The organism is Streptomyces sp. NPDC048637 (assembly GCF_040650675.1).
GTDB lineage: Bacteria > Actinomycetota > Actinomycetes > Streptomycetales > Streptomycetaceae > Streptomyces.
This window is the reverse complement of the sequence record NZ_JBEZHQ010000003.1, coordinates 85164-104211: the sequence shown is the minus strand read 5'-3', so window position 1 is coordinate 104211 and position 19048 is coordinate 85164. Positions and strand designations below refer to the sequence as shown.

The following is a 19048-nucleotide window of genomic DNA, read 5'->3' as shown; positions in this document are numbered from 1 at the left end:
TCACCCGGCCCAGTAGCGCGGCACGCTCATCCCACGGGGAGCAACCCCGATAGCGCATCTCCCGTCGCGGGCCCGCCGGTGCGATCCTGGGGGTATTCCGCGGAAGGGGCCACTCGTGCTTCGTGTCGCAGTGATCGGTTCCGGACCCAGCGGCGTCTACACCGCCCAGTCCCTGATCGAGCAGCAGGCCGTACCGGACATCGAGGTGTACGTCCTGGACCGCCTGCCCTGCCCGTACGGACTGGTGCGCTACGGCGTCGCACCGGACCACGAGAAGATCAAGTCGCTGCAGAACAATCTGCGCGCGGTACTGGAGCATCCCAGGACCCACTTCCTGGGGAACGTCGAGGTGGGGGCGCCGGGGCTGGGCGTCGAGGAGTTGCGGGAGATCTTCGATGCGGTGGTGTTCTGTGTGGGCGCCGCCACCGACCGGCATCTGGGCATCCCCGGCGAGGAGCTGCCCGGCAGCCATCCGGCGACCGAGTTCGTCGCCTGGTACAGCGCACATCCGGATGCGGCCGCGCTCCGTTTCACCCTCGCGGCCAGGTCCGCCCTCGTGATCGGGGTGGGGAATGTGGCGGTGGACGTGGCGCGGATGCTGTCCCGTGGCGCCGCCGAACTCGCCGCGACCGATATGCCGCAGGGGCCGCTCGGCGCGCTCGCGGACAGCCGCGTCGAGGACGTCTGGATGGTCGGCAGACGCGGCCCCTCCCAGGCCAAGTTCACCACCAAGGAGCTACGGGAGCTGGGCTCGCTGCCGGATACGGACGTGCTGGTACGGCCCGAAGAGCTGGCACAGGATCCGGCGTACCGGGACCCGGGCGAGCTGCCCGCGGCGGTGCGGCGGAACGTCGAGGTGCTGCGCGGCTGGGCGGAGCGGCCGGTGGCCGGCCCGGAGAGCCCGGACGCGGGACCCGCGTCGTCCCCCGGGCGCCGTCGGCGGCGCATTCATCTGCGGTTCTTCCTGCGGCCTGTCGCAATGCTGGGGGACGCCAACGGTGTGCGCGCGGTCCGGTTCGAGCGGACGGCGCCCGACGGGCGCGGCGGGGTCTCCGGGACCGGTGAATTCGAGGACATCGAGACGCAGTTGGTGCTGCGTTCGGTCGGCTACCGGGGGACGCCGCAGCCCGGTCTGCCGTTCGACGAGACGACGGGGACGGTGCCGCACCTGGCGGGGCGGGTGCTGCGAGACGGGACGCCGCTCCCGGGTGTGTACGTGGCGGGCTGGATCAAGCGGGGCCCCACGGGGGTGATCGGCACGAACCGGCCGTGCGCAAAGGAGACCGCGTTGTCGCTGCTGGCAGACGCCCCCGCCCTGGCGGAGCGCGGTACGGCCGGGGACCCGGTGGAGGCGCTGACCCGGGCGGGGCAGCGGCCGGTCCCGTGGCCGGGATGGCTGGCCATCGAGGCCGCCGAGGCGGAGTGGGGCCGCGGACTGGGGCGTGGCACCGTCAAGCTGCCGGACTGGACGGGACTGTTGGACGCGGCGCACTCGGCGCGACGGACCAGCTGAACCGCGCGCCGGTCAGCCGGGGACGAAGGCGGGCCGGTTAGTTGGGTGCGCGGGTGGGCCGGTCAGCTGGGGGCGCGGGTAAGCCGGTCAGCTGGGGCGCGGGTGGGCCGGTCGCCCGGGGACGTGGCCAGGCCGATCGGCCGGCCACGCGCGCGGGCGCGGGCGTGCGCCGTTGAAGGCGCCGCCCCCAGGCCGGCCCTTTCACTCCTCCCCGAGGCGGCGGGCCTGCAGGCCCGCCCCCCGGAGGACGCCGTCGATCAGGCCGGGGAAGAGCTCTTCCAGGTCGGCCCGGCGCAGTCGGTTCATCTTGGCCGTGCCCCGGTAGAGCTGCTGGATCACGCCGTGCTCGCGCAGCACCCTGAAGTGGTGGGTGCAGGTCGACTTGCTGACCGGGAGTTCGACGTCCGCGCAGTTCAGCTCGCCCTCGGCGGCCGCCAGGACGCAGACGATCCGCAGTCGCATCGGGTCGGAGAGCGCATGCAACACGTCGGCGAGCCGGATGTCCTCACGGGCCGGGTGCTCCAGCGAGCGGGCACCCGACGGGGTACGCGGGGAGGTCGTATCGGTCGGCATGGCGGCTCCTGATTCCTTCTGCGGGTCGCGGTATGGCCTGGCGCGCCGGCCCGCCCGCTCATTGTACGAGAAGCGTCGTAGTTTGACATCCGCCGTAGTACGACGCCTATCGTATGACTGCGGGTTCCGGCCGGTACCCGTTCATCCTCAGGTACAGGAGCCTGCTGTGAGCGCACTGTTCGAGCCCATCACCCTTCGCTCGCTGACCGTCCCGAACCGCCTCTGGATGGCGCCGATGTGCCAGTACTCCGCGGCCCCCGAGGGCCCGGCAGAAGGGGTGCCCGGCGACTGGCACTTCCAGCACCTGGCCGCGCGAGCGGCGGGCGGAACCGGCCTCATCCTCGCGGAGGCGACCGCGGTGAGCCCCGAGGGGCGCATCAGCCCGTACGACCTCGGGCTGTGGAACGACACCCAGACCGAGGCGTTCCGGCGCATCACCGACTTCCTCAAGGCCCAGGGCACCGTCCCGGGCATCCAGCTCGCCCATGCCGGCCGGAAGGGTTCCACCGAGCGCCCCTGGGTGAACCGCGGCGCCCCGATCCTCCCTGGTCAGCGGCTTGGATGGGAGCCGGTCGGGCCGAGCCCGGTGCCGTTCGACGACGGGTTCGCGACCCCGGCGGAGCTGTCCGTGGCGCAGATCCGTGAGCGCGTCGCGCAGTTCGGCGCGGCGGCGCGGCGGGCGCTGGCGGCCGGCTTCCAGGTGGCCGAGATCCATGGTGCGCACGGCTACCTGATCAATGAGTTCCTCTCCCCCTTCACCAACCGGCGCACCGACGAGTACGGCGGCTCGTACGAGAACCGGACGCGGTTCGCGCTGGAGGTCGTGGACGCCGTACGGGCGGTCTGGCCCCACGAACTGCCGGTCTTCTTCCGGATCTCGGCGACCGACTGGCTCACCGAGGACGAGAGCGACGCGCGCGAGGGCTGGACCGCCGACGACACCGTCCGCTTCGCCCACGATCTGCGGGAGCACGGCATCGATCTGCTGGACACCTCCACGGGCGGCAACGCACCCGACGCGAAGATCACCGCAGGGCCCGGCTACCAGGTGCCGTTCGCGGAGCGGGTCAAGAAGGAGAGCGGCCTGGCGGTGGGCGCGGTCGGTCTGATCACCGAGGCGCGGCAGGCCGAGAAGATCATCGCGGACGGTCAGGCCGACGCCGTACTGCTCGGCCGTGAGCTCCTGCGCTCCCCCAGCTTCGCGCAGCACGCGGCGCGGGAACTGGGTGCGGAGGTCACGGCGCCGCAGCCGTACCGCTCGGCCGTCTGAGGCCGCCGGAAGGGCGTGCGCCATCCCGACGGGAGCGGATGCCGCACCGTCCGACCTGCGCGGATATACACCGGGACGCCATTGTCAGTGGTCGGGTGCAGACTTGCCACTATCTGAGACAACGGCGTCCCGGAGGTGTTCCGGCATGACTGACGTACTACTCGCGGTGGGCACGCGCAAAGGGCTCTTCATCGGCCGTCGGCGGCATGGTGACTGGGAATTGAGCGGTCCGCATTTCCCCGCGCAGGCGGTGTACTCCCTCGGGATCGACACCCGCCGCGCGACGCCCCGGCTGCTGGCCGGTGCCGACAGCGCCCACTGGGGCCCGTCGGTGTTCCACTCCGACGACCTGGGCGAGACCTGGCACGAGCCCTCCCGCCCCGCGGTCAAGTACCCGCAGGACACCGGGACTTCCCTGGAGCGGGTGTGGCAGCTGCATCCGGCCGGGCCCGCGGCCCCCGATGTGGTCTATGCGGGCACCGAGCCCGGTGGTCTGTTCCGTTCCGAGGACGGTGGCGAGACCTTCGAGCTCGTACGGGCGCTGTGGGACCACCCGAGCCGGGAGGAATGGGTGCCCGGCGGCGGTGGGCTGGCCGTCCACACGGTGATCACCGACCCGCGGGACGCCGACGCGGTCACCGTCGCCGTCTCGGCGGCCGGGGTCTTCCGCACCCTCGACGGAGGCGCCAGCTGGGCACCGTCGAACAAGGGCGTGAAGGCGGTCTTCCTGCCGGATCAGCATCCGGAGTTCGGCCAGTGCGTCCACAAGATCGCGCAGGACCCGGTCAACCGCGACCGGCTGTATCTGCAGAACCACTGGGGCGTCTACCGCAGCGACGACGCAGGCGCGAAGTGGACGGACATCGGCAGCGGCCTCCCCTCGGACTTCGGCTTCGCGGTCGCCGCACATCCGCGCACGGGGGACGTCGCCTACCTCTTCCCGATCACCGCCGATATCGACCGGGTGCCGGCCGAGCACCGCTGCCGGGTCTACCGCACCGGCGACGCCGGCCGGTTCTGGGAGCCGCTGAGCGCGGGACTGCCGGACGAGGACCATTACGGCACGGTGCTCAGGGACGCGCTGTCCGTCGACGACAGCGACCCCGCCGGGGTGTATTTCGGCAATCGCAACGGCGAGGTGTACGCCAGCGGGGACGACGGCGACAGCTGGCAGCAGCTCGCCTCCCATCTGCCGGATGTGCTGTGCGTACGGGCGGCCGCCGTTGCCTGAGGGGGAGCCAGGCGGAGGGCGAGGAAACGGCCGGCGCGCCGGGGAACGGAGCGGTGGGGCAGGACAGTTGGGGCGTCCCGCCGCTCCGGGCGGCCGGTTGCCCGGGCCATGGGTTGAAGGGGAGGGGGCCGCGGCCAGTAGGGTGATCCCGTGGCTGCACAACCTCTCCAAGACATTGTCGAATCGGGCTGGGCCAAGGCACTTGAGCCCGTTGCCGGACGGATCACCGCGATGGGTGACTTCCTGCGGGCGGAGATCGCCGCGGGACGCACCTATCTCCCGGCCGGCACCAATGTGCTGCGCGCCTTCCAGCAGCCCTTCGACGAGGTGCGGGTCCTCATCGTCGGACAGGACCCCTACCCCACCCCGGGGCATGCGGTCGGGCTCAGCTTCTCCGTGGCGCCGGACGTACGCCCGCTGCCCGGCAGCCTGGAGAACATCTTCCGCGAGCTGCACTCCGACCTCGGGCTCCCCCGCCCCTCGAACGGCGATCTGACGCCGTGGACCCGACAGGGCGTACTCCTGCTGAACCGGGCGCTGACGACGGCTCCCCGCAAGCCCGCCGCGCACCGCGGGAAGGGCTGGGAGGAGGTCACCGAGCAGGCCATCCGGGCACTGGTGGCGCGCGGACGCCCACTGGTGTCGGTGCTGTGGGGGCGCGATGCGCGCAATCTGCGGCCGCTGCTCGGCGATCTGCCGGCCGTCGAGTCCGCCCACCCCTCCCCCATGTCCGCCGACCGGGGCTTCTTCGGCTCGCGGCCCTTCAGCCGGGTGAACGACCTCCTGGTGCGCCAGGGCGCACAGCCCGTCGACTGGAGGCTGCCCTGACACCGGGCGATAGTGTGCCTGGCATGACGAATGCGAACATCCCTGCGGGTTGGTACGCCGACCCGCAGGGCACCCCCCACCAACTTCGCTGGTGGGACGGGTCCCAGTGGACGGAGCACACCCACCCGGGACAACAGGCCGCGGCGCCGGACCAGGGCCGGACAGGGCAGCCGGGCCTGCAGCAGGCGCCCGCGCAGCAGGCCACCCAGCAGCCCCCGCAGCAGCAGATGCCACAGCAGTTCGCTCCGCAGCAGCCCCCGCAGCAGCAGTTCGCTCCGCAGCAGCCCGCGCAGGCACCGGGCCAGGCCCCGTATCCGGGCCCGCAGCAGGGCGGCGCACCGCAGCACGGTCAGGGCTACGGCTACCCCCAGCAGGCGCCCGGCCAGCCCATGCAGGCGACCGGCCAGCCGATGCAGCAGCCGTACGGACAGCAGCCGATGGCGGGGCAGCCGGGTGCGCACCCGGGCGCCGTGCCGCAGCAGGCCGGAGTGGCGCCCGGCGGTCCGGGCGCCGGCACCCTGTTCACCGAACCGGTGCTGGTGGTCAGCCAGAAGGCCAAGCTCATCGAGGTCACCAACGAGTACAGCGTCTTCGACCAGCACGGCAACACCCTGGGCGCGGTCGTCCAGGTCGGCCAGAGCACGGCCAAGAAGGTGCTCCGGGTCGTCTCCAGCCTCGATCAGTACATGACCCACAAGCTGGAGATCCGGGACGCGTTCGGCCAGCCGCAGCTGGTGCTGACCCGGCCCGCGAAGATCATCAAGTCCAAGGTGGTCGTGCAGCGTCCGGACGGTTCGCCGGTCGGCGAGATCGTGCAGCAGAACGCCATCGGGAAGATCAACTTCGCGATGATGGTCAACGGCCAGCAGATCGGCGCCATCAAGGCCGAGAACTGGCGCGCCTGGAACTTCGCCATCGTCGACCACGCCGACACCGAGATCGCCCGGATCACCAAGACCTGGGAAGGCCTCGCCAAGACGATGTTCACGAGCGCGGACAACTACGTCCTGCAGATCCACCAGCAGCTGCCCGACCCGCTGCTGAGCCTGGTCGTCGCCACGGCCCTGACCGTCGACACCGCCCTCAAGCAGGACGCCCGCGGCTTTGGGTGAGCCGGCCGGCCGCGGCCCGGACGCCCTCGGGGCGGGCCATGTCCTCGGCGTCGACTCGGGCGGCTCGGGCCTGCGGATCGCCGTCGCACGCGCCGATGACGCCGAGGCCCGGCCGCTGGCCGTGCGCACCTCGGACGGGCCGGTACGCACCGGCCCCACGGGCATCGACGCGGAGCATCTGCTGTCCCAACTACTGCCCGCCGCAGCGGAGTTGGCGCGGGAAACAGGGGCCGAGGGGTTCGTCGCGGTGTGCGTGGGGGCGGCCGGTATGGCCACGCTGGGCGAGGAGCTCCGTGCCCGGCTGCCGGCTGCGCTGGCGACCGCGTTCGGGCTGCGGCAGCTCGCGCTCGCCGCGGACGCCGTCACCGCGTACGCCGGGGCCCTGGGCCAGCGGCCCGGTGCGGTGATCGCCGCGGGCACCGGCATGATCGCCCTGGGCACGGACCTGACCCCGGCGGGCGGTTGGCGCCGCGCGGACGGCTGGGGCCATCTGCTGGGCGACTGCGGCGGTGGCGCCTGGATCGGCCGGGCCGGGCTGGAGGCCGCGCTGCGGGCGTACGACGGACGGCCGGGCGGCTCGGCCGCCCTGCTGGCGCGCGCGGAAGCGGTGTTCGGGCCGGTCACCGGGCTGCCCGGCGCGCTCTATCCACGCCCCGACCGGCCCGCCGTACTGGCCTCGTTCGCCCCGGAGGTCGCCCGCTGCGCCACCGAGGACGACACGGTGGCCCTCGGCGTCCTGCGTGCCGCGGCGGGCCATATCGCCGACGCCGCGGCCGCGGCCTGCCCGCCGGGCGCCGGCACCACGGTGGCCTGCACCGGCGGGCTGTTCGGTATGGGTGAGCCCCTGCTGGCCCCGCTGCGTACGGCACTCGCCGAGCGGCTGCCGGACGCCCGTACGACAGCCGCCGCCGGGAGCCCGCTCGACGGGTCGCTGGCCATCGCCGCGGCACTGGCCGGCGACCGTCTGGCACTGCCCACCGATCGGAAGTTGTTGCAGATCACACGGCCTGCGCCGGGGTGACGCGCGGGATAAATCGGGACGGATACCGCTCCACCGAACCCTCCCTCCGCGCGGGGGTGGTCCGAGGCGTTAGCATGCGACGCCATGAGTTCCCCCACTGGGCCCGCACCTGGCTCGCCCGATTTTGACGCCGCCTCCCCGAGCCCGGGAGCCGCACCCGGTCTGCCGGTACGCATGCCGCGCAGGCAGTCCGGCCGCCACCGCAAGCCGGAACCGCTCGCCGCGCCCGAAGGCGCGCCCGCCCTGGTACTGGCCGTGCCCGGCACCCCCTCCGCCGCCTCGCGCAGCCTGGCGGAGGAGGTCTCCAGCATCGCCCGCTCCGAACTCCCCGGCCTCGACGCCCGGATCGGCTATGTCGACGGTGGCGACGACGAGTTCCCGTCCCTGGAGGCCGTGCTGGCGCGTGCCGCCGCCGAGCACAAGGACCGGGTGGGCGCCGACGGACAGCCCGACCCCGGCCCCGCCGCGGTGGTGGTGCCGCTGCTGGCCGGACCGGACAGCGCCCTGCTGCGCCGGATACGCCAGGCGATGATGAACAGCGGCTCCGGCGCCGAGCTGACCGATGTCCTCGGCCCGCACCCGCTGCTCGCCGAGGCGCTGCACGTCCGGCTCTCCGAGGCCGGTCTGGCACGGGCCGACCGTGCCCGGCTGTTCACGGTCGCCACGGCGGCCGACGGCATCATCCTGGCCACCGTGGGCGGCGAGGAGGCCGTCCAGGCCGCCGGGATCACCGGCATGCTGCTCTCCGCGCGGCTCGCGGTGCCGGTGCTGGCCGCCGCCCTGGACCAGGAGGGCGCCATCTCCCGTACGGCCGAGCAGCTGCGGGAATCGGGTTCGCAGCAGCTGGCGCTGGCCCCGTACCTGATCGGCCCGGAGATCACCGACGGCCTCCTGGGGGCGGCCGCGGCGGAGGCGGGCTGTGCCTCGGCCGAGGCGCTGGGTGCCTACGGCACGGTGGGCCGGCTGGTGCTCTCGAACTACGCGGCGGCGGTGGGCATCACCCTTCCGACGCAGACGCAGGGGGTTCCGGTCCGCTAGTCACTCCGGGACCGGACGCCGTTCTCCGAAGGGCCGTCGTCGCGCAGCGCGCGGGGCGGCCCTTCGCCGTGTCCGGGCGGAGGCGATGCGTCCGATTCCTCCTCAGCGGCGCAGATGCCCGTCAGGCGGCCCGGCAGGGCGACGGGTGGTGCGGGCGGGCGAATGGCCGTACGGCCGCGAGAGGCGCACACAAGGCGCCTGCCGTCCCCCTGACGCGCCGACCGATGAGTCCGGGAATCCGGCCAGGTCTAACGTCCTGTAAAGACCATGCGCCGACCGCTCGTCTCTCGTGGGCGAGCGGGCCGCCCAGGAGGGAAGTTCATGTCACACATCGATGTCGTCCGCGCCGCCTTCGCGGCCTATCTCGCTCAGGACCGCGCGGCCATGGACCGGTTGCTCGCCGAGGATTTCGTCTTCACCAGCCCGCAGGACGATCACATCGGCAAGGCCGCGTTCCTCGAAATCTGCTTCCCCACGGTGGACCGGCTCCGGCGGCAGGAGATTCTCGATGCCGTGGCCCTCGATGGCGAGCAGGTCTTCGTCCGGTACGCGTACGAGCTGAAAACGGGCGAGCAGCATCGCAATGTCGAGGTGATGACGGTGCGGGACGGCCGGGTCACCGAGACCCAGGTGTACTTCGGCGGGAACTTCCCGCAGGGGTGAGGCGGCCCCGGGCAGGTCAGACGAAGACCACGCAGGAGGCGGCCGGTGCCGCAACGGATCCGCCCCGGGCCGGGATGCCGGTCGCCGGGTCGACGGTGAACCAGGTGACGTCGCCGGAACGCTCGTTGGCGGCGTAGAGGTGCCGTCCGTCGGGGTGCAGCGCCAGGTCGCGGGGCCACTGGCCGCCGCAGGGGACGGTGGTGACGAGCGTCGCGGTGTCGCCGGACGTACCGAGGGAGAGGACCGAGAGGCTGTCATGGCCCCGGTTGGCGGCCCAGGCGAACCGGCCGTCCCGGGAGATGACCAGTTCGGAGGGGAAGGTGCCCTCCGTGGCGGCGCCGTCCGGGAGGAGGCCGGTCTCCCCCAGCGGCGTGAGCACACCCCGGTCGGCGTCCCAGCGGCAGAACGTCACCGTCGGATCGAGTTCATTGATGACATAGGCACGGTCGCCGCGCGGATGGAAGGCGAGATGCCGCGGGCCGCTGCCGGGCCGCAGGCCCGCCTCGGTGTGTACGGTCAGCGGCCCATCGCCGGCGCCGAGGGCGCAGCTGCGCACCGAGTCGGTGCCCAGGTCGGCGCTGAGCAGCCAGCGGCCGCTGGGGTCGGGCACCACGGCATGGGCGTGCGGGCCCTCCTGGCGGTCGGTCCGCGGGCCGCTGCCGTGGTGGGCGAGCACGGTGGCGGGGCCGGTGAGCGTGCCGTCGTCCCGTACGGGGAGCGTACTGACGCTGCCGGAGCTGTAGTTGGCGGTGACGAGCCGGCCGTCGGCCAGGGTGAGGTGGGTGGGATCGGCGCCGTCCACGGGGACGGCGGGAGCGAGCAGTTCGGGTCCCCGGGCGGTGAGGGCGAAGGCGGCCGCGGCGCCGTCGGGGATCTCGCTGACCGCGTAGAGGTACCGGCCGTCGGGGCTCGGCGCCAGGTAGGAGGGGTTGGGGACGACGCCGGTGGAGTGCAGCGGGGTGAGGGCGCCGGACTCCGGGTCGACGGCCGCGGTGGTGATGCCGAGGCCGCCGGCCGTGGTGAACGATCCGATGTACGCCCGCCGGCCGTTGACGCTCGTCCCCACTGGTCCGCCCTTCGTCCGCCTGCCCGTTGAGGTGCTGCGGCGACGCTAACAGTCATGGGCGGGGCGTCCCGGGCGATGGCCGGTTCCCGCCTTCGGGGCCGTGGCCGTACGTGCTCCGGCGGGCGCTGAAGACTCCGCGAAGGGCGCGTGGGCGGGCCGGCTGCGCGCTGCGCCGTGGGTCAGGCGTCGACCAGCGGGGAGCGCGGGGAGCTTCGCAGGGGCGCGGAGAGTTCGGCCAGCGCCCGCTCCAGGCCGTGCAGATGGACGAGCGCGGGTTCCGCCGCGGGAGGCTGCGACACCGCGACGGCGGTGGCCGCCGTGTGGCGTGCGCCGCGCGGTGTGGTGAGGGCCTCGACGGCGGCCTCCACGCGCTGGCAGGCGGCGGTGAGCCGGGCGTCGTGGGAGGCCTCCGGGTCGGCGGCGATGGAGGCCAGTCCGCGGACCTCACGGGCGCAGTCGTCGAGCAGCGTGAGCACCTGACGGGCCCGTGCCTTACGGGCGCGCAGCGGGCTGAGGGGGTGCACCAGCGGGGCGAGCGAGAGCCGTACCCGGCTCAGCAGGGGTGCGAGTTCGGCGACGTGCGGGGCGGGGTCGGCGGTCGTGGAGCCGGCGAGGCGGGCGGCGGCCTCGGCGGTGCAGCGGTGGACGCAGCGCAGGGCGCGCTGGATCCAGGCGTCGGTGGTGGCGTGGGTGGTGACGGGCAGCACGAGGAGCACCGCCAGGGCCGCACCGAGTGCCCCCACGCCGGTCTCGGCGAGACGCAGTGCGAGCAGCGCGGGGTCCAGCACACCCAACAGCCCGTACAGCAGCCCGGCCATCAGCGTCACCGCGAGCATCATCCAGGTGTACGAGACCGCGGCCGTGTAGAAGATCCCGAACACACTGACCGCGACAAGGGCGACCGAGGGGACGAGCGCTCCGTGCAGCGGGACGGCGACGACCAGCCCGAGGGCGATGCCGAGCACCGTGCCGAGGCCCCGGCGGAAGCCCCGGACCAGGGTCTCGCCGCGCGACGTGGTGTTCACGAAGATCCACCACGTGGCGCCCACCGCCCAGTACCACCGCTGCTCGGAGAGCAGCTGGCCCACGAGGAGGGCGAAGGCGCTGCCGGCGGTCGCCTGGATCGCCTGGCGGGTGGTCGCCCGGGCCAGCCCCCTGGCTCCCGACGGGGCGGGCACGGCCGCCGCGGGCAGCCGGAGCTCGTAGCACCACACGGCGAAGCGGACGGTGGCGGCGGCGAGCAGCGCGAGGGTGACCGCGGTGTACAGCTCGGGCAGCTGGTCCGGCACGGTGTGCAGGAACTGCGTCGCGAAGAAGGTCATGAACGCGAACACGCCCAGGGCGTGACCGCGCGGCCCCCAGCGGCGGGCGTAGACCCCCGCGCCCACGACGGCGACGAAGACCGCGTCCCGGCCCACCGGATGATCGTGCAGCAGCGCCGCGACGGCGAGCACCGGGAAGCCGACCGCCGGCAGCAGCGCGGTGGTGACCATCTGGCCGCGGACCGTTGTGTCGGTGACCGTGAAGAGGGCGAGCAGCGCGGCCAGCCCGCCGGTGATGGCCGCGACGAGCGAATGGCCGGTAAGCGCGCACACCGTGACCGCCAGGCCGATGCCGAGGACCGCCCGGGTGGCGCTGCGCAACCGCAGCAGACCCGGATCCGGAGCCACGAACACCCTCTTCAGCACAGCTTCCGCCCCTTCGACATGCCCGCATGAAAAAGGCGCCGCGGGATCCGCAGCGCCATCGACGGGGCCATCACAGCATCCCTGCGGCAGGTTGCTCAACAGAGGTCGTGAACGCTGTGCCATTGGTACAGTTCCAGGGCCTCCCCTGCCTCCAGAAGGAGGCCAATGGGCAGGAGCGTGACCGAGGGTGACAGCTCGTTTTCAGCCACTCGTGAGGAGATCATTGACATGGCCGTGGACGCCCTGGACGCCAAGATCCTGCGGCTGCTGCTGGAGCAGCCGCGCACCAGCGTCCGGGAGTACGCCCGGCTCCTCGGCGTCGCCCGGGGCACCGTCCAGGCACGTCTCGACCACCTGGAACGGGACGGTGTGATCACCGCCTACAGCCCCCGGCTGTCCCCCGCCGCGCTCGGCCACCCCATCCTCGCCTTCGTGCACATCGAGGTCACACAGGGGCATCTGGAGGAGGTGGCCGACGCGCTGGCGGAGGTGCCGCAGATCATCGAGGCGTTCTCGACGACCGGCGGCGGGGATCTGCTGACCCGGGTGGTGGCACGCGACGCGGCACATCTGGAGGATGTGATCCAGCAGCTGATCAGCCTGCCGGGCGTGGTCCGCACCCGTACGGAGATGGCGCTGCGGGAGCGGGTGCCGCACCGGATGCTGCCGCTGGTCGAGGCGGTGGGCGGCACCGCCGGGCCGCAATGAGCCGCCGCTTGGCATCCTGGTGGGCATGAGCACCTCCGCCGCCTCCCCGGTCACGTCCGCCCCGCCCGCTCCGGTGATCTTCGATCTCGACGGCACCCTGGTGGACAGCGAGCCGAACTACTACGAGGCGGGCCGCCGGCTGCTGGCCGACTACGGCGTGCGCGACTTCAGCTGGGAGCATCACACCCGCTTCATCGGCATCGGCACCCGCGAAACGCTGGAGACGCTCCGCCGGGAGTTCGGGCTCGACGCCCCGGTCGAGGAGCTGCTGGCCGGCAAGAACCGCACCTATCTGGAGCTGGCGCGGGCGCACACCGAGGTCTTCCCCGAGATGCGCGTCTTCGTGGAGCGGCTGTCGGCGGCCGGGCATCCGATGGCGGTGGCGTCCGGCTCGTCGCCGGCCGCGATCGAGGCGGTGCTGGCCGGTACGGGGCTCGATGCGCTGCTGACCACGGTCGTGTCGGCCGAGGAGGTGGCGCACGGCAAGCCGGAGCCGGATGTCTTCCTGGAGGCCGCGCGCCGGCTGGGTGTCGATCCCACGGACTGTGTGGTGCTGGAGGACGCGGCGCCCGGTGCGCTCGCGGCTCACCGGGCGGGGATGCGGTGCATCGCCGTCCCGTATGTGGCCGGCACCGCCGATGACCCGGCGTTCGCCGGCGCGGGGCTGCTGTTCAAGGGCGGCCAGGGGGAGTTCACGGCACGCGCCGCGTACGACTGGCTCCGACGATGAGGAACCGCGGCGGTTGAGAAGATGCCTGGCCGGGGTGGCCAGGGGGACGACCGCCGTGCCGGTCGGTGGCCGGTCACGCTCACCGGCCACCGACAGGTACTTCTGCTCCGCAGAGCTCACTGAGGGATGGTCACTCCAGGCCGACGGACTTGCAGGCGTCGGCGAGGTCCTCGCAGAGCAGGTCGGTCCGGACGGCGCCGTCACGCACCACGGTGTTCTTCATGTTCTTCTTGGTGACGATCTGCGCCTTGAACAGCTGAGCGGGGATACCGGACTTGCTCTTGCTGTCGGCGGTGGTCGTCGTCAGGGACTTGATGCTCTTGCCGCGCAGCAGACGGAAGGCGATTTCGGCGGCGGTTTCGGCCTCCGGCCTGACTTCCTTGTAAATGGTGAAGTACTGGGTTCCGGCCACCAGCCGCTGCAGCGCAGGGAGTTCCGCGTCCTGGCCGCCGACCGGCACATTCTTGATACCGGCGGACTTGAGTGCCGCGGCGATGCCGCCCGCCATACCGTCATTGGCCGAGTAGACCGCGTCGAAGCCCTCCGCCCCCTGGGCGTTGATGACGTCGGTCATCTCCTTCTTGGCCATCGCCGCGGACCAGTCGGGGATGTCCTTCTCGTAGACGATCTTCCGCACCTTGCCGTCGAGGACGTCATGGGCGCCCTTCTTGTAGGCCGGTGCATTCGGGTCGGTCGGTGAGCCGTTCATCATGACGACGTCGGAGGCGGCCGCCTGGGAACCGAGAGCGGCGAGAATGCCCTGCCCCTGGAGCCGGCCGATCTTCTCGTTGTCGTAGGAGACATAGGCCGCGACATCGCCCTCGGCGAGCCGGTCGTACGCGATGACCTTGACGTCCTTCTTTGCGGCCGAATCCACCCAGCTCTTGGCCGCCGCGGCATCGACAGGGTCCAGAATAATGACCTTGACGCCCTTCTTCACCAGCGCGTCGAACTGTCTCTTCTGGGTGCCGACCTGCTGCTCGGCATTGTGGTAGTCAACCTTGCATTCGAGGCAGAGCGATGCAATACGCGAAGAAATGATACGGCGGTCGAACTTCTCATAACGGGCCGCTTTGGTCTCCGGGAGGAGCAGGCCTATGGAGTCCTGGCCGGCACCGGCATCCTTTTGATCGCTTCCGCAGGCCGCCAAGGGTGCGGTGAGCGAAAGCGCCATTGCGCCGGTGAGGGCACGCCGCATTATTGCATTCATTTCCGGTACCTCCAAAGGGGCCGCCTGACCGGCCCAGAACGGCTGAAGTGAACGCCACCTGCGGCCCTACCGTCAAGAATCAAAGCCACAACGATATGAAAGTGAGTTGTGAGTTGACTCCCTGAACCGCCGTCAGTCGACGGGCGTTCCGGACAGTACCGAAAAGTTCAATTAGTTCCGTATCGCTCCGGAACGTTCCCTTTCCCGGCCGGGCGCCCGGACTCGAATCCCGAAGTGTAACGCGGGGTAACACCCACCCCTTCCCTGTCGAACGACCCGTCAACCAGGGCATATCTGAACGGAGTTGCCCGACCACGCCGGACCACACGCTCGCGAGCGGCACAGCAGGCGCCTTCCCTCTCACGTACCGGACCACCACGAGGGAGAGAGGGAAAATAGGTGCTGCGCGCAGCTTTCCGGAGTGGCCGGTGAGCCGACGAGCCCCGGACACCCCGGTCAGGACAGTCGATGCGCCGACCGCCGTCGCCCCGATGGCGAACTGCCGCCGAACTGACCATTTCCCGGCCGCACGCCGCGGTCAATTACAGCGACACCAATGGAAATTCCCCGGGAATCACTCCCGGGAGATTTCCCCCTGGGAATCTCTTCGGCTTGATTTTCTGCCGCCGATTCCCTCCGATCCCTCTCGCCGAACGAGGCGCAAGCGCCCACCGCGGCGGATACCGCACAGCCAGCCGTCCGGCACCCGGGGCGCGCCGCGGGTTCCCGCCCGCCGGGTCAGCCGACCCAGCCGCCCGTGAGACCGAGCACCGCCGAGCCGTCGAGGTCGGTGAGCTTGGTGCCGGTGAACTCGCATGCCCAGTCGGACGTCTGGAGGCGGAACGCGGGCCGGTCCGCGGTGAGCGCCTCCAGCACGGCCCCGGCGGCCTCGGCGGGAGTCTGCGCGCTGCCGAGGAACTGGGCGACGGTGCGGTCCAGGTACGCCTGCAGCGCGTCCGCGTACGGGCCCGCGGCGGCCACCTCGGCCGCCAGATCGACCCCGATGTTGTTGACGAACTCGGTCGCCACAGCGCCGGGTTCGACCACGGACACGGTCACACCGAGGCCGGCCGCCACCGGCGCCAGGCTCTCCATGTACCCCTCGACGGCGAACTTGGCCGCGCAGTACGCCTCGTTGAAGGGCTGACCGATGATCCCGCCGACGCTGGTGACGGTGATCAGACGGCCGCCGGTGGCCCGCAGATGCGGCAGTGCCGCCTTCGAGACATGGAGCACACCGAAGAAGTTCACCTCCATCACCGCACGCACCGCGGCCACGCTCTCGTTCTCAAGGGTGCCGAGGTGTCCGGCACCCGCGTTGTTGATCACGGCGTCGAGGCGGCCGTGATCGGCGATCACCCCGTCGACCGCGGCGGCGACGGAGCCCTCATCGGTGACGTCCAGCTGCCGGACGTCGAGCTCCACCCCCGCTTCCTCGGCCGCCTTGCGCAGCGCACCGGAGCGGCCGGTGTCGCGCAGCGTCGCCACCACCCGCCAGCCGGCCCGGGCCGCGGCGACCGCAGCGGCGAGGCCGATACCGGAGGACGTGCCGGTGATCAGAACAACCTTGGACGAGGAGGAAGACATGGTGAACCTTTCGGACCGACGAAGCGGCTGACTTAAGTGCGTGTACACACACCATAAGCATTATGTGTGCACACACGCAACCGGTAGCCTTGCTGCATGGCGAAAAGGAAGCTCACCCAGGCCGAGATGCCCGTGGCCGATCACGCCTTCTACGGGCTGGTCTGGGCCGGAACCGTCCTCACCGAACGCGTGGACCGCGCCCTGAGCAAGGCCCACGACCTGCCGGTCTCCTGGTTCGAGGTCATGCTCTGGCTCGCCGCCAGCCCGGATCCGGTCCCGGCCTCGGTACTCGGCAACAGCACCATGCTCAGCCGCAGCCAGGTCTCCCGCGTCGTGGACGCCCTCCAGAGCCGCGGACTGGTCACCCGCACCCCCTCGGCCCGCGATGCCCGCTCCGTCGAGGTGTCCCTCACACCGGAAGGCCACCGGCTCTTCGAAGAGGCCGACGCCACCCGACGCGCCTGCCTGGCCCCGGTGTTCACCGACCTCCTCGACCAGGAGGACCTCGAAGCGCTGAGCACGGTGTGGCAGAAGCTCAAGGCCAACAAGGACGGCTGATACAGCGGGATCCGGGGGCGGGATCGACGACTCCGGACGACTCCCCCGGGTGTGAGCGGCAACACCAGCGCCGGCACAGGAACGGCGAGCAGGAACGGCGCAGCATTGGCACGCAGCGGTAACAGCCACCCGCTTGGGTAACAGCGATTCCCGAGCGGATACATTGTTACCCATGAGCACGCTCTATCAGGATGCCCAGCGCGCCGGCCAGGAAGCCGTGCGCACCGCGATCCTCGACCGCGCCATCAGCCTGCTGGTCGCGGAGGGTCCCGCCGCGCTGACCATGCGACGGATCGCCACCGAGGTCGGCTCGTCGACCAAGGTTCTCTACACCATGTTCGGAGGCAAGGAAGGGCTCGCCGACGCCCTGTACCGGGAAGGGTTCGCCCGGCTGCGCCGGGCGCAGGAGCGCGTTCCTGCCGCGGCCGACCCGTTGACGCGACTGAGCAACCTCGGGACGGCCTACCGGGATCACGCACTGGCCGAACCCGCCTACTACCGCGTGATGTTCGAGCAGGCCGTCCCCGGCTTCCGGCCGAGTGCCGGGGCACTGGCCGTCGCCGAGACCGCATTTGAGGCCTCGACCGCTGCCGTGACCGCCTGCATCGACTCCGGGGCCTTCCGGCCGGGCGATGCCCAGGAGATCGCGAAGATCCTCTGGGCCGCGTCACACGGGGCTGTGAGCCTGGAGATCGCCGGACACTTCCCCCCGGACACCGCCGCGCACCGCTACGAAACGCTGATGACGGCGGTGGCGCAGGCCTTCAGCGCCCGGCCCGCCACCGCCACCACCGACTCCGCTTCCCCCACCGAAGAGGGCCAGACTTCATGACCGGCAACCGCTATCTCTCGGGGTCGTTCGCTCCGGTCACCGAGGAGATCACCGCCTACGACCTGCCCGTCACCGGCCGGTTACCCGCCCATCTCAATGGCCGCTACCTGCGCAACGGGCCCAACCCACTGGGCATCGAGGACGCCGCCACCCATCTCTGGACCCTCGGTGCGGGCATGGTCCACGGCGTCCGAATCCGCGACGGCCGCGCCGAGTGGTACCGCAACCGCTGGGTCCGCTCCACCGCGATCGCCGACCGGCTCGGCGAACCACGGCGCGGCACGCCCGTCGACGAACTGATGGACATCTCCCCCAACGTGCAGGTCGTCGGTCTCGCGGGCCGCACCTTCGCACTCATCGAGGGCGGGATACGCCCGTACCAACTCACCTACGACCTGGACACGATCGGCCCCTGCGCGCTCGGGGCGACACCGCAGGGCTACAGCGCCAACGCCCACTCCCTCTTCGACCCCCGCGCCCGTGAGCTGCATTCGCTGGCGTTCCGCTACGGCTCCGACCAGGTCCAGCACATCGTGATGGACGAGACCGGAGTGGTCCTGCGGGCCACGACCATCGAGGTACCGGGCAACCCCTATATGCACGATTTCGCCCTGACCGACCGCCATGTGCTCCTCTTCGACTCGCCCGTGGTGTTCAGCGCCGCTCATCTGCCCACCGGGATCCCGTTCGTCTGGGACGGCAACCGCCCGGCGCGAGTGGGCGTGATGCCCCGTGCCGGGGGTGCGGTGCGCTGGTTCGAGGTCGCGCCGAGCCTGGTGGGGCACACGCTCAACGCCTACGAAGACGGCAGTGAACTCATCATCGACGTCGTCCGGCACCCGGAGGGTTTCGACATCAGGGACGTCGGCACCAGCCGCCCCACACTGGACCGCTGGACGGTCGACCTGACGGCCGGAAAGCTGCGCGAGGACCGGCTCGACGACCGCGTCCAGGAGTTCCCACGGCTCAACTCCCACTACACCGGGCGTCCTTACCGGTACGGGTACACCGCCGCGGTCGAGCTCTACGCGCCACCCGCCGGGCCTGGCGACACCCGGCCGGACGAGGGGTTCAGTAACGCGCTGCTCAAACACGATCTGCTGCGCGGCACGTCCGAGGCGCATGAGTTCGGGCGGTTCGGGGCCGTCAGCGAGGGCGTGTTCGTCTCCGCCGGGTCGCCCACCGCCGAGGACGACGGATATGTGATGGCCTACGTGTTCGATCCGGATCGCGGCGCCACCGATCTGGTGCTGTTGTCGGCCTGCGACTTCAGCGGTGAGCCGATCGCCCGTATTCATCTGCCCGTGCGTGTGCCGCTCGGTCTGCACGGCAGTTGGGTGCCCGGGGATGAGCGGGAGGTGCCTCGCTACGCCCTGGCCGGGTGACCATGAGCAGCCCGGTGGCCGGGCGAGGAGCTGCC

The 19048-nt window shown here is 71.5% G+C and carries 18 protein-coding genes; 13 read left to right on the top strand and 5 right to left on the bottom strand.

Annotated elements, in window-relative coordinates; genetic code table 11:
• Nucleotides 1-115: 115 nt before the first annotated feature.
• On the top strand, nt 116-1513 hold the full coding sequence (locus AB0C46_RS05660) for an FAD-dependent oxidoreductase (RefSeq protein ID WP_362825936.1): 1398 nt from the start codon (nt 116-118) through the stop codon (nt 1511-1513).
• 201 nt (nt 1514-1714) lie between these two features.
• On the opposite strand, the gene AB0C46_RS05655 is transcribed toward AB0C46_RS05660, so the two are convergent.
• A complete protein-coding gene (locus AB0C46_RS05655) occupies nt 1715-2086 on the bottom strand; it encodes a transcriptional regulator (RefSeq protein WP_362825935.1) in 372 nt (123 codons plus the stop codon).
• A 166-nt stretch (nt 2087-2252) separates the two neighbouring features.
• Here AB0C46_RS05655 and AB0C46_RS05650 point away from each other — a divergent pair, with 166 nt between their 5' ends.
• From AB0C46_RS05650 to AB0C46_RS05620, 7 genes are all read left to right on the top strand, one after another.
• On the top strand, nt 2253-3356 hold the full coding sequence (locus AB0C46_RS05650) for an NADH:flavin oxidoreductase/NADH oxidase (protein ID WP_362825933.1): 1104 nt from the start codon (nt 2253-2255) through the stop codon (nt 3354-3356).
• 145 nt (nt 3357-3501) lie between these two features.
• Nucleotides 3502-4587, top strand: coding sequence for an exo-alpha-sialidase (locus tag AB0C46_RS05645; protein WP_362825932.1), 1086 nt, complete (start codon nt 3502-3504; stop codon nt 4585-4587).
• Nucleotides 4588-4737: 150 nt separating this feature from the next.
• Nucleotides 4738-5415 carry a uracil-DNA glycosylase gene (locus tag AB0C46_RS05640; RefSeq protein WP_362825931.1) on the top strand — a complete coding sequence of 226 codons (678 nt, stop codon included), beginning with the start codon at nt 4738-4740 and terminating at the stop codon, nt 5413-5415.
• A gap of 23 nt (nt 5416-5438) precedes the next feature.
• On the top strand, nt 5439-6527 hold the full coding sequence (locus AB0C46_RS05635; RefSeq protein WP_362825929.1) for a phospholipid scramblase-related protein: 1089 nt from the start codon (nt 5439-5441) through the stop codon (nt 6525-6527).
• On the top strand, nt 6520-7548 hold the full coding sequence (locus tag AB0C46_RS05630; protein WP_362825927.1) for a BadF/BadG/BcrA/BcrD ATPase family protein: 1029 nt from the start codon (nt 6520-6522) through the stop codon (nt 7546-7548). Before AB0C46_RS05635 ends, AB0C46_RS05630 begins: the two co-directional genes overlap by 8 nt.
• 174 nt (nt 7549-7722) lie before the next feature.
• Nucleotides 7723-8586: a hypothetical protein gene (locus tag AB0C46_RS05625; RefSeq protein ID WP_362826424.1), complete on the top strand. Its 864-nt coding sequence runs from the start codon at nt 7723-7725 to the stop codon at nt 8584-8586.
• A 321-nt stretch (nt 8587-8907) separates the two neighbouring features.
• On the top strand, nt 8908-9249 hold the full coding sequence (locus AB0C46_RS05620; protein ID WP_362825925.1) for a nuclear transport factor 2 family protein: 342 nt from the start codon (nt 8908-8910) through the stop codon (nt 9247-9249).
• A 16-nt stretch (nt 9250-9265) separates the two neighbouring features.
• Here AB0C46_RS05620 and AB0C46_RS05615 read toward each other — a convergent pair whose 3' ends face one another.
• Together AB0C46_RS05615 and AB0C46_RS05610 are read right to left on the bottom strand one after the other, a co-directional pair.
• Entirely contained in the window at nt 9266-10315 is a 1050-nt protein-coding gene (locus AB0C46_RS05615; protein WP_362825924.1) for a lactonase family protein, read from the bottom strand.
• 179 nt (nt 10316-10494) lie between these two features.
• Nucleotides 10495-12003 (bottom strand): FUSC family protein, encoded by a 1509-nt coding sequence (locus tag AB0C46_RS05610; RefSeq protein WP_362825922.1) that lies wholly within the window; start codon nt 12001-12003, stop codon nt 10495-10497.
• Between the two features lie 228 nt (nt 12004-12231).
• On the opposite strand from AB0C46_RS05610, the gene AB0C46_RS05605 reads away from it, so the two are divergent.
• Together AB0C46_RS05605 and AB0C46_RS05600 are read left to right on the top strand one after the other, a co-directional pair.
• Complete coding sequence (locus AB0C46_RS05605) at nt 12232-12711, top strand: Lrp/AsnC family transcriptional regulator (protein ID WP_362825920.1); 480 nt, start codon at nt 12232-12234, stop codon at nt 12709-12711.
• Between the two features lie 25 nt (nt 12712-12736).
• Nucleotides 12737-13441: an HAD family phosphatase gene (locus AB0C46_RS05600; protein ID WP_362825919.1), complete on the top strand. Its 705-nt coding sequence runs from the start codon at nt 12737-12739 to the stop codon at nt 13439-13441.
• Nucleotides 13442-13571: 130 nt separating this feature from the next.
• Here the strand turns inward: AB0C46_RS05600 and AB0C46_RS05595 are convergent, their stop codons facing one another.
• Together AB0C46_RS05595 and AB0C46_RS05590 are read right to left on the bottom strand one after the other, a co-directional pair.
• On the bottom strand, nt 13572-14651 hold the full coding sequence (locus AB0C46_RS05595) for a substrate-binding domain-containing protein (protein ID WP_362825918.1): 1080 nt from the start codon (nt 14649-14651) through the stop codon (nt 13572-13574).
• A 738-nt stretch (nt 14652-15389) separates the two neighbouring features.
• The gene (locus tag AB0C46_RS05590) at nt 15390-16238 is read right to left on the bottom strand and encodes an SDR family oxidoreductase (protein ID WP_362825917.1); all 849 of its coding nucleotides are present in this window, start codon (nt 16236-16238) and stop codon (nt 15390-15392) included.
• 96 nt (nt 16239-16334) lie between these two features.
• Between AB0C46_RS05590 and AB0C46_RS05585 the strand changes: the two genes are divergently transcribed.
• The 3 genes from AB0C46_RS05585 to AB0C46_RS05575 all read left to right on the top strand — a co-directional run bounded on the left by AB0C46_RS05585 (nt 16335) and on the right by AB0C46_RS05575 (nt 19013).
• On the top strand, nt 16335-16796 hold the full coding sequence (locus AB0C46_RS05585; RefSeq protein WP_362825915.1) for a MarR family transcriptional regulator: 462 nt from the start codon (nt 16335-16337) through the stop codon (nt 16794-16796).
• A 172-nt stretch (nt 16797-16968) separates the two neighbouring features.
• On the top strand, nt 16969-17628 hold the full coding sequence (locus AB0C46_RS05580) for a TetR/AcrR family transcriptional regulator (RefSeq protein WP_362825913.1): 660 nt from the start codon (nt 16969-16971) through the stop codon (nt 17626-17628).
• On the top strand, nt 17625-19013 hold the full coding sequence (locus tag AB0C46_RS05575; RefSeq protein WP_362825911.1) for a carotenoid oxygenase family protein: 1389 nt from the start codon (nt 17625-17627) through the stop codon (nt 19011-19013). The genes AB0C46_RS05580 and AB0C46_RS05575 overlap by 4 nt, the downstream gene beginning before the upstream one ends.
• The last annotated feature ends 35 nt before the right edge of the window (nt 19014-19048 follow it).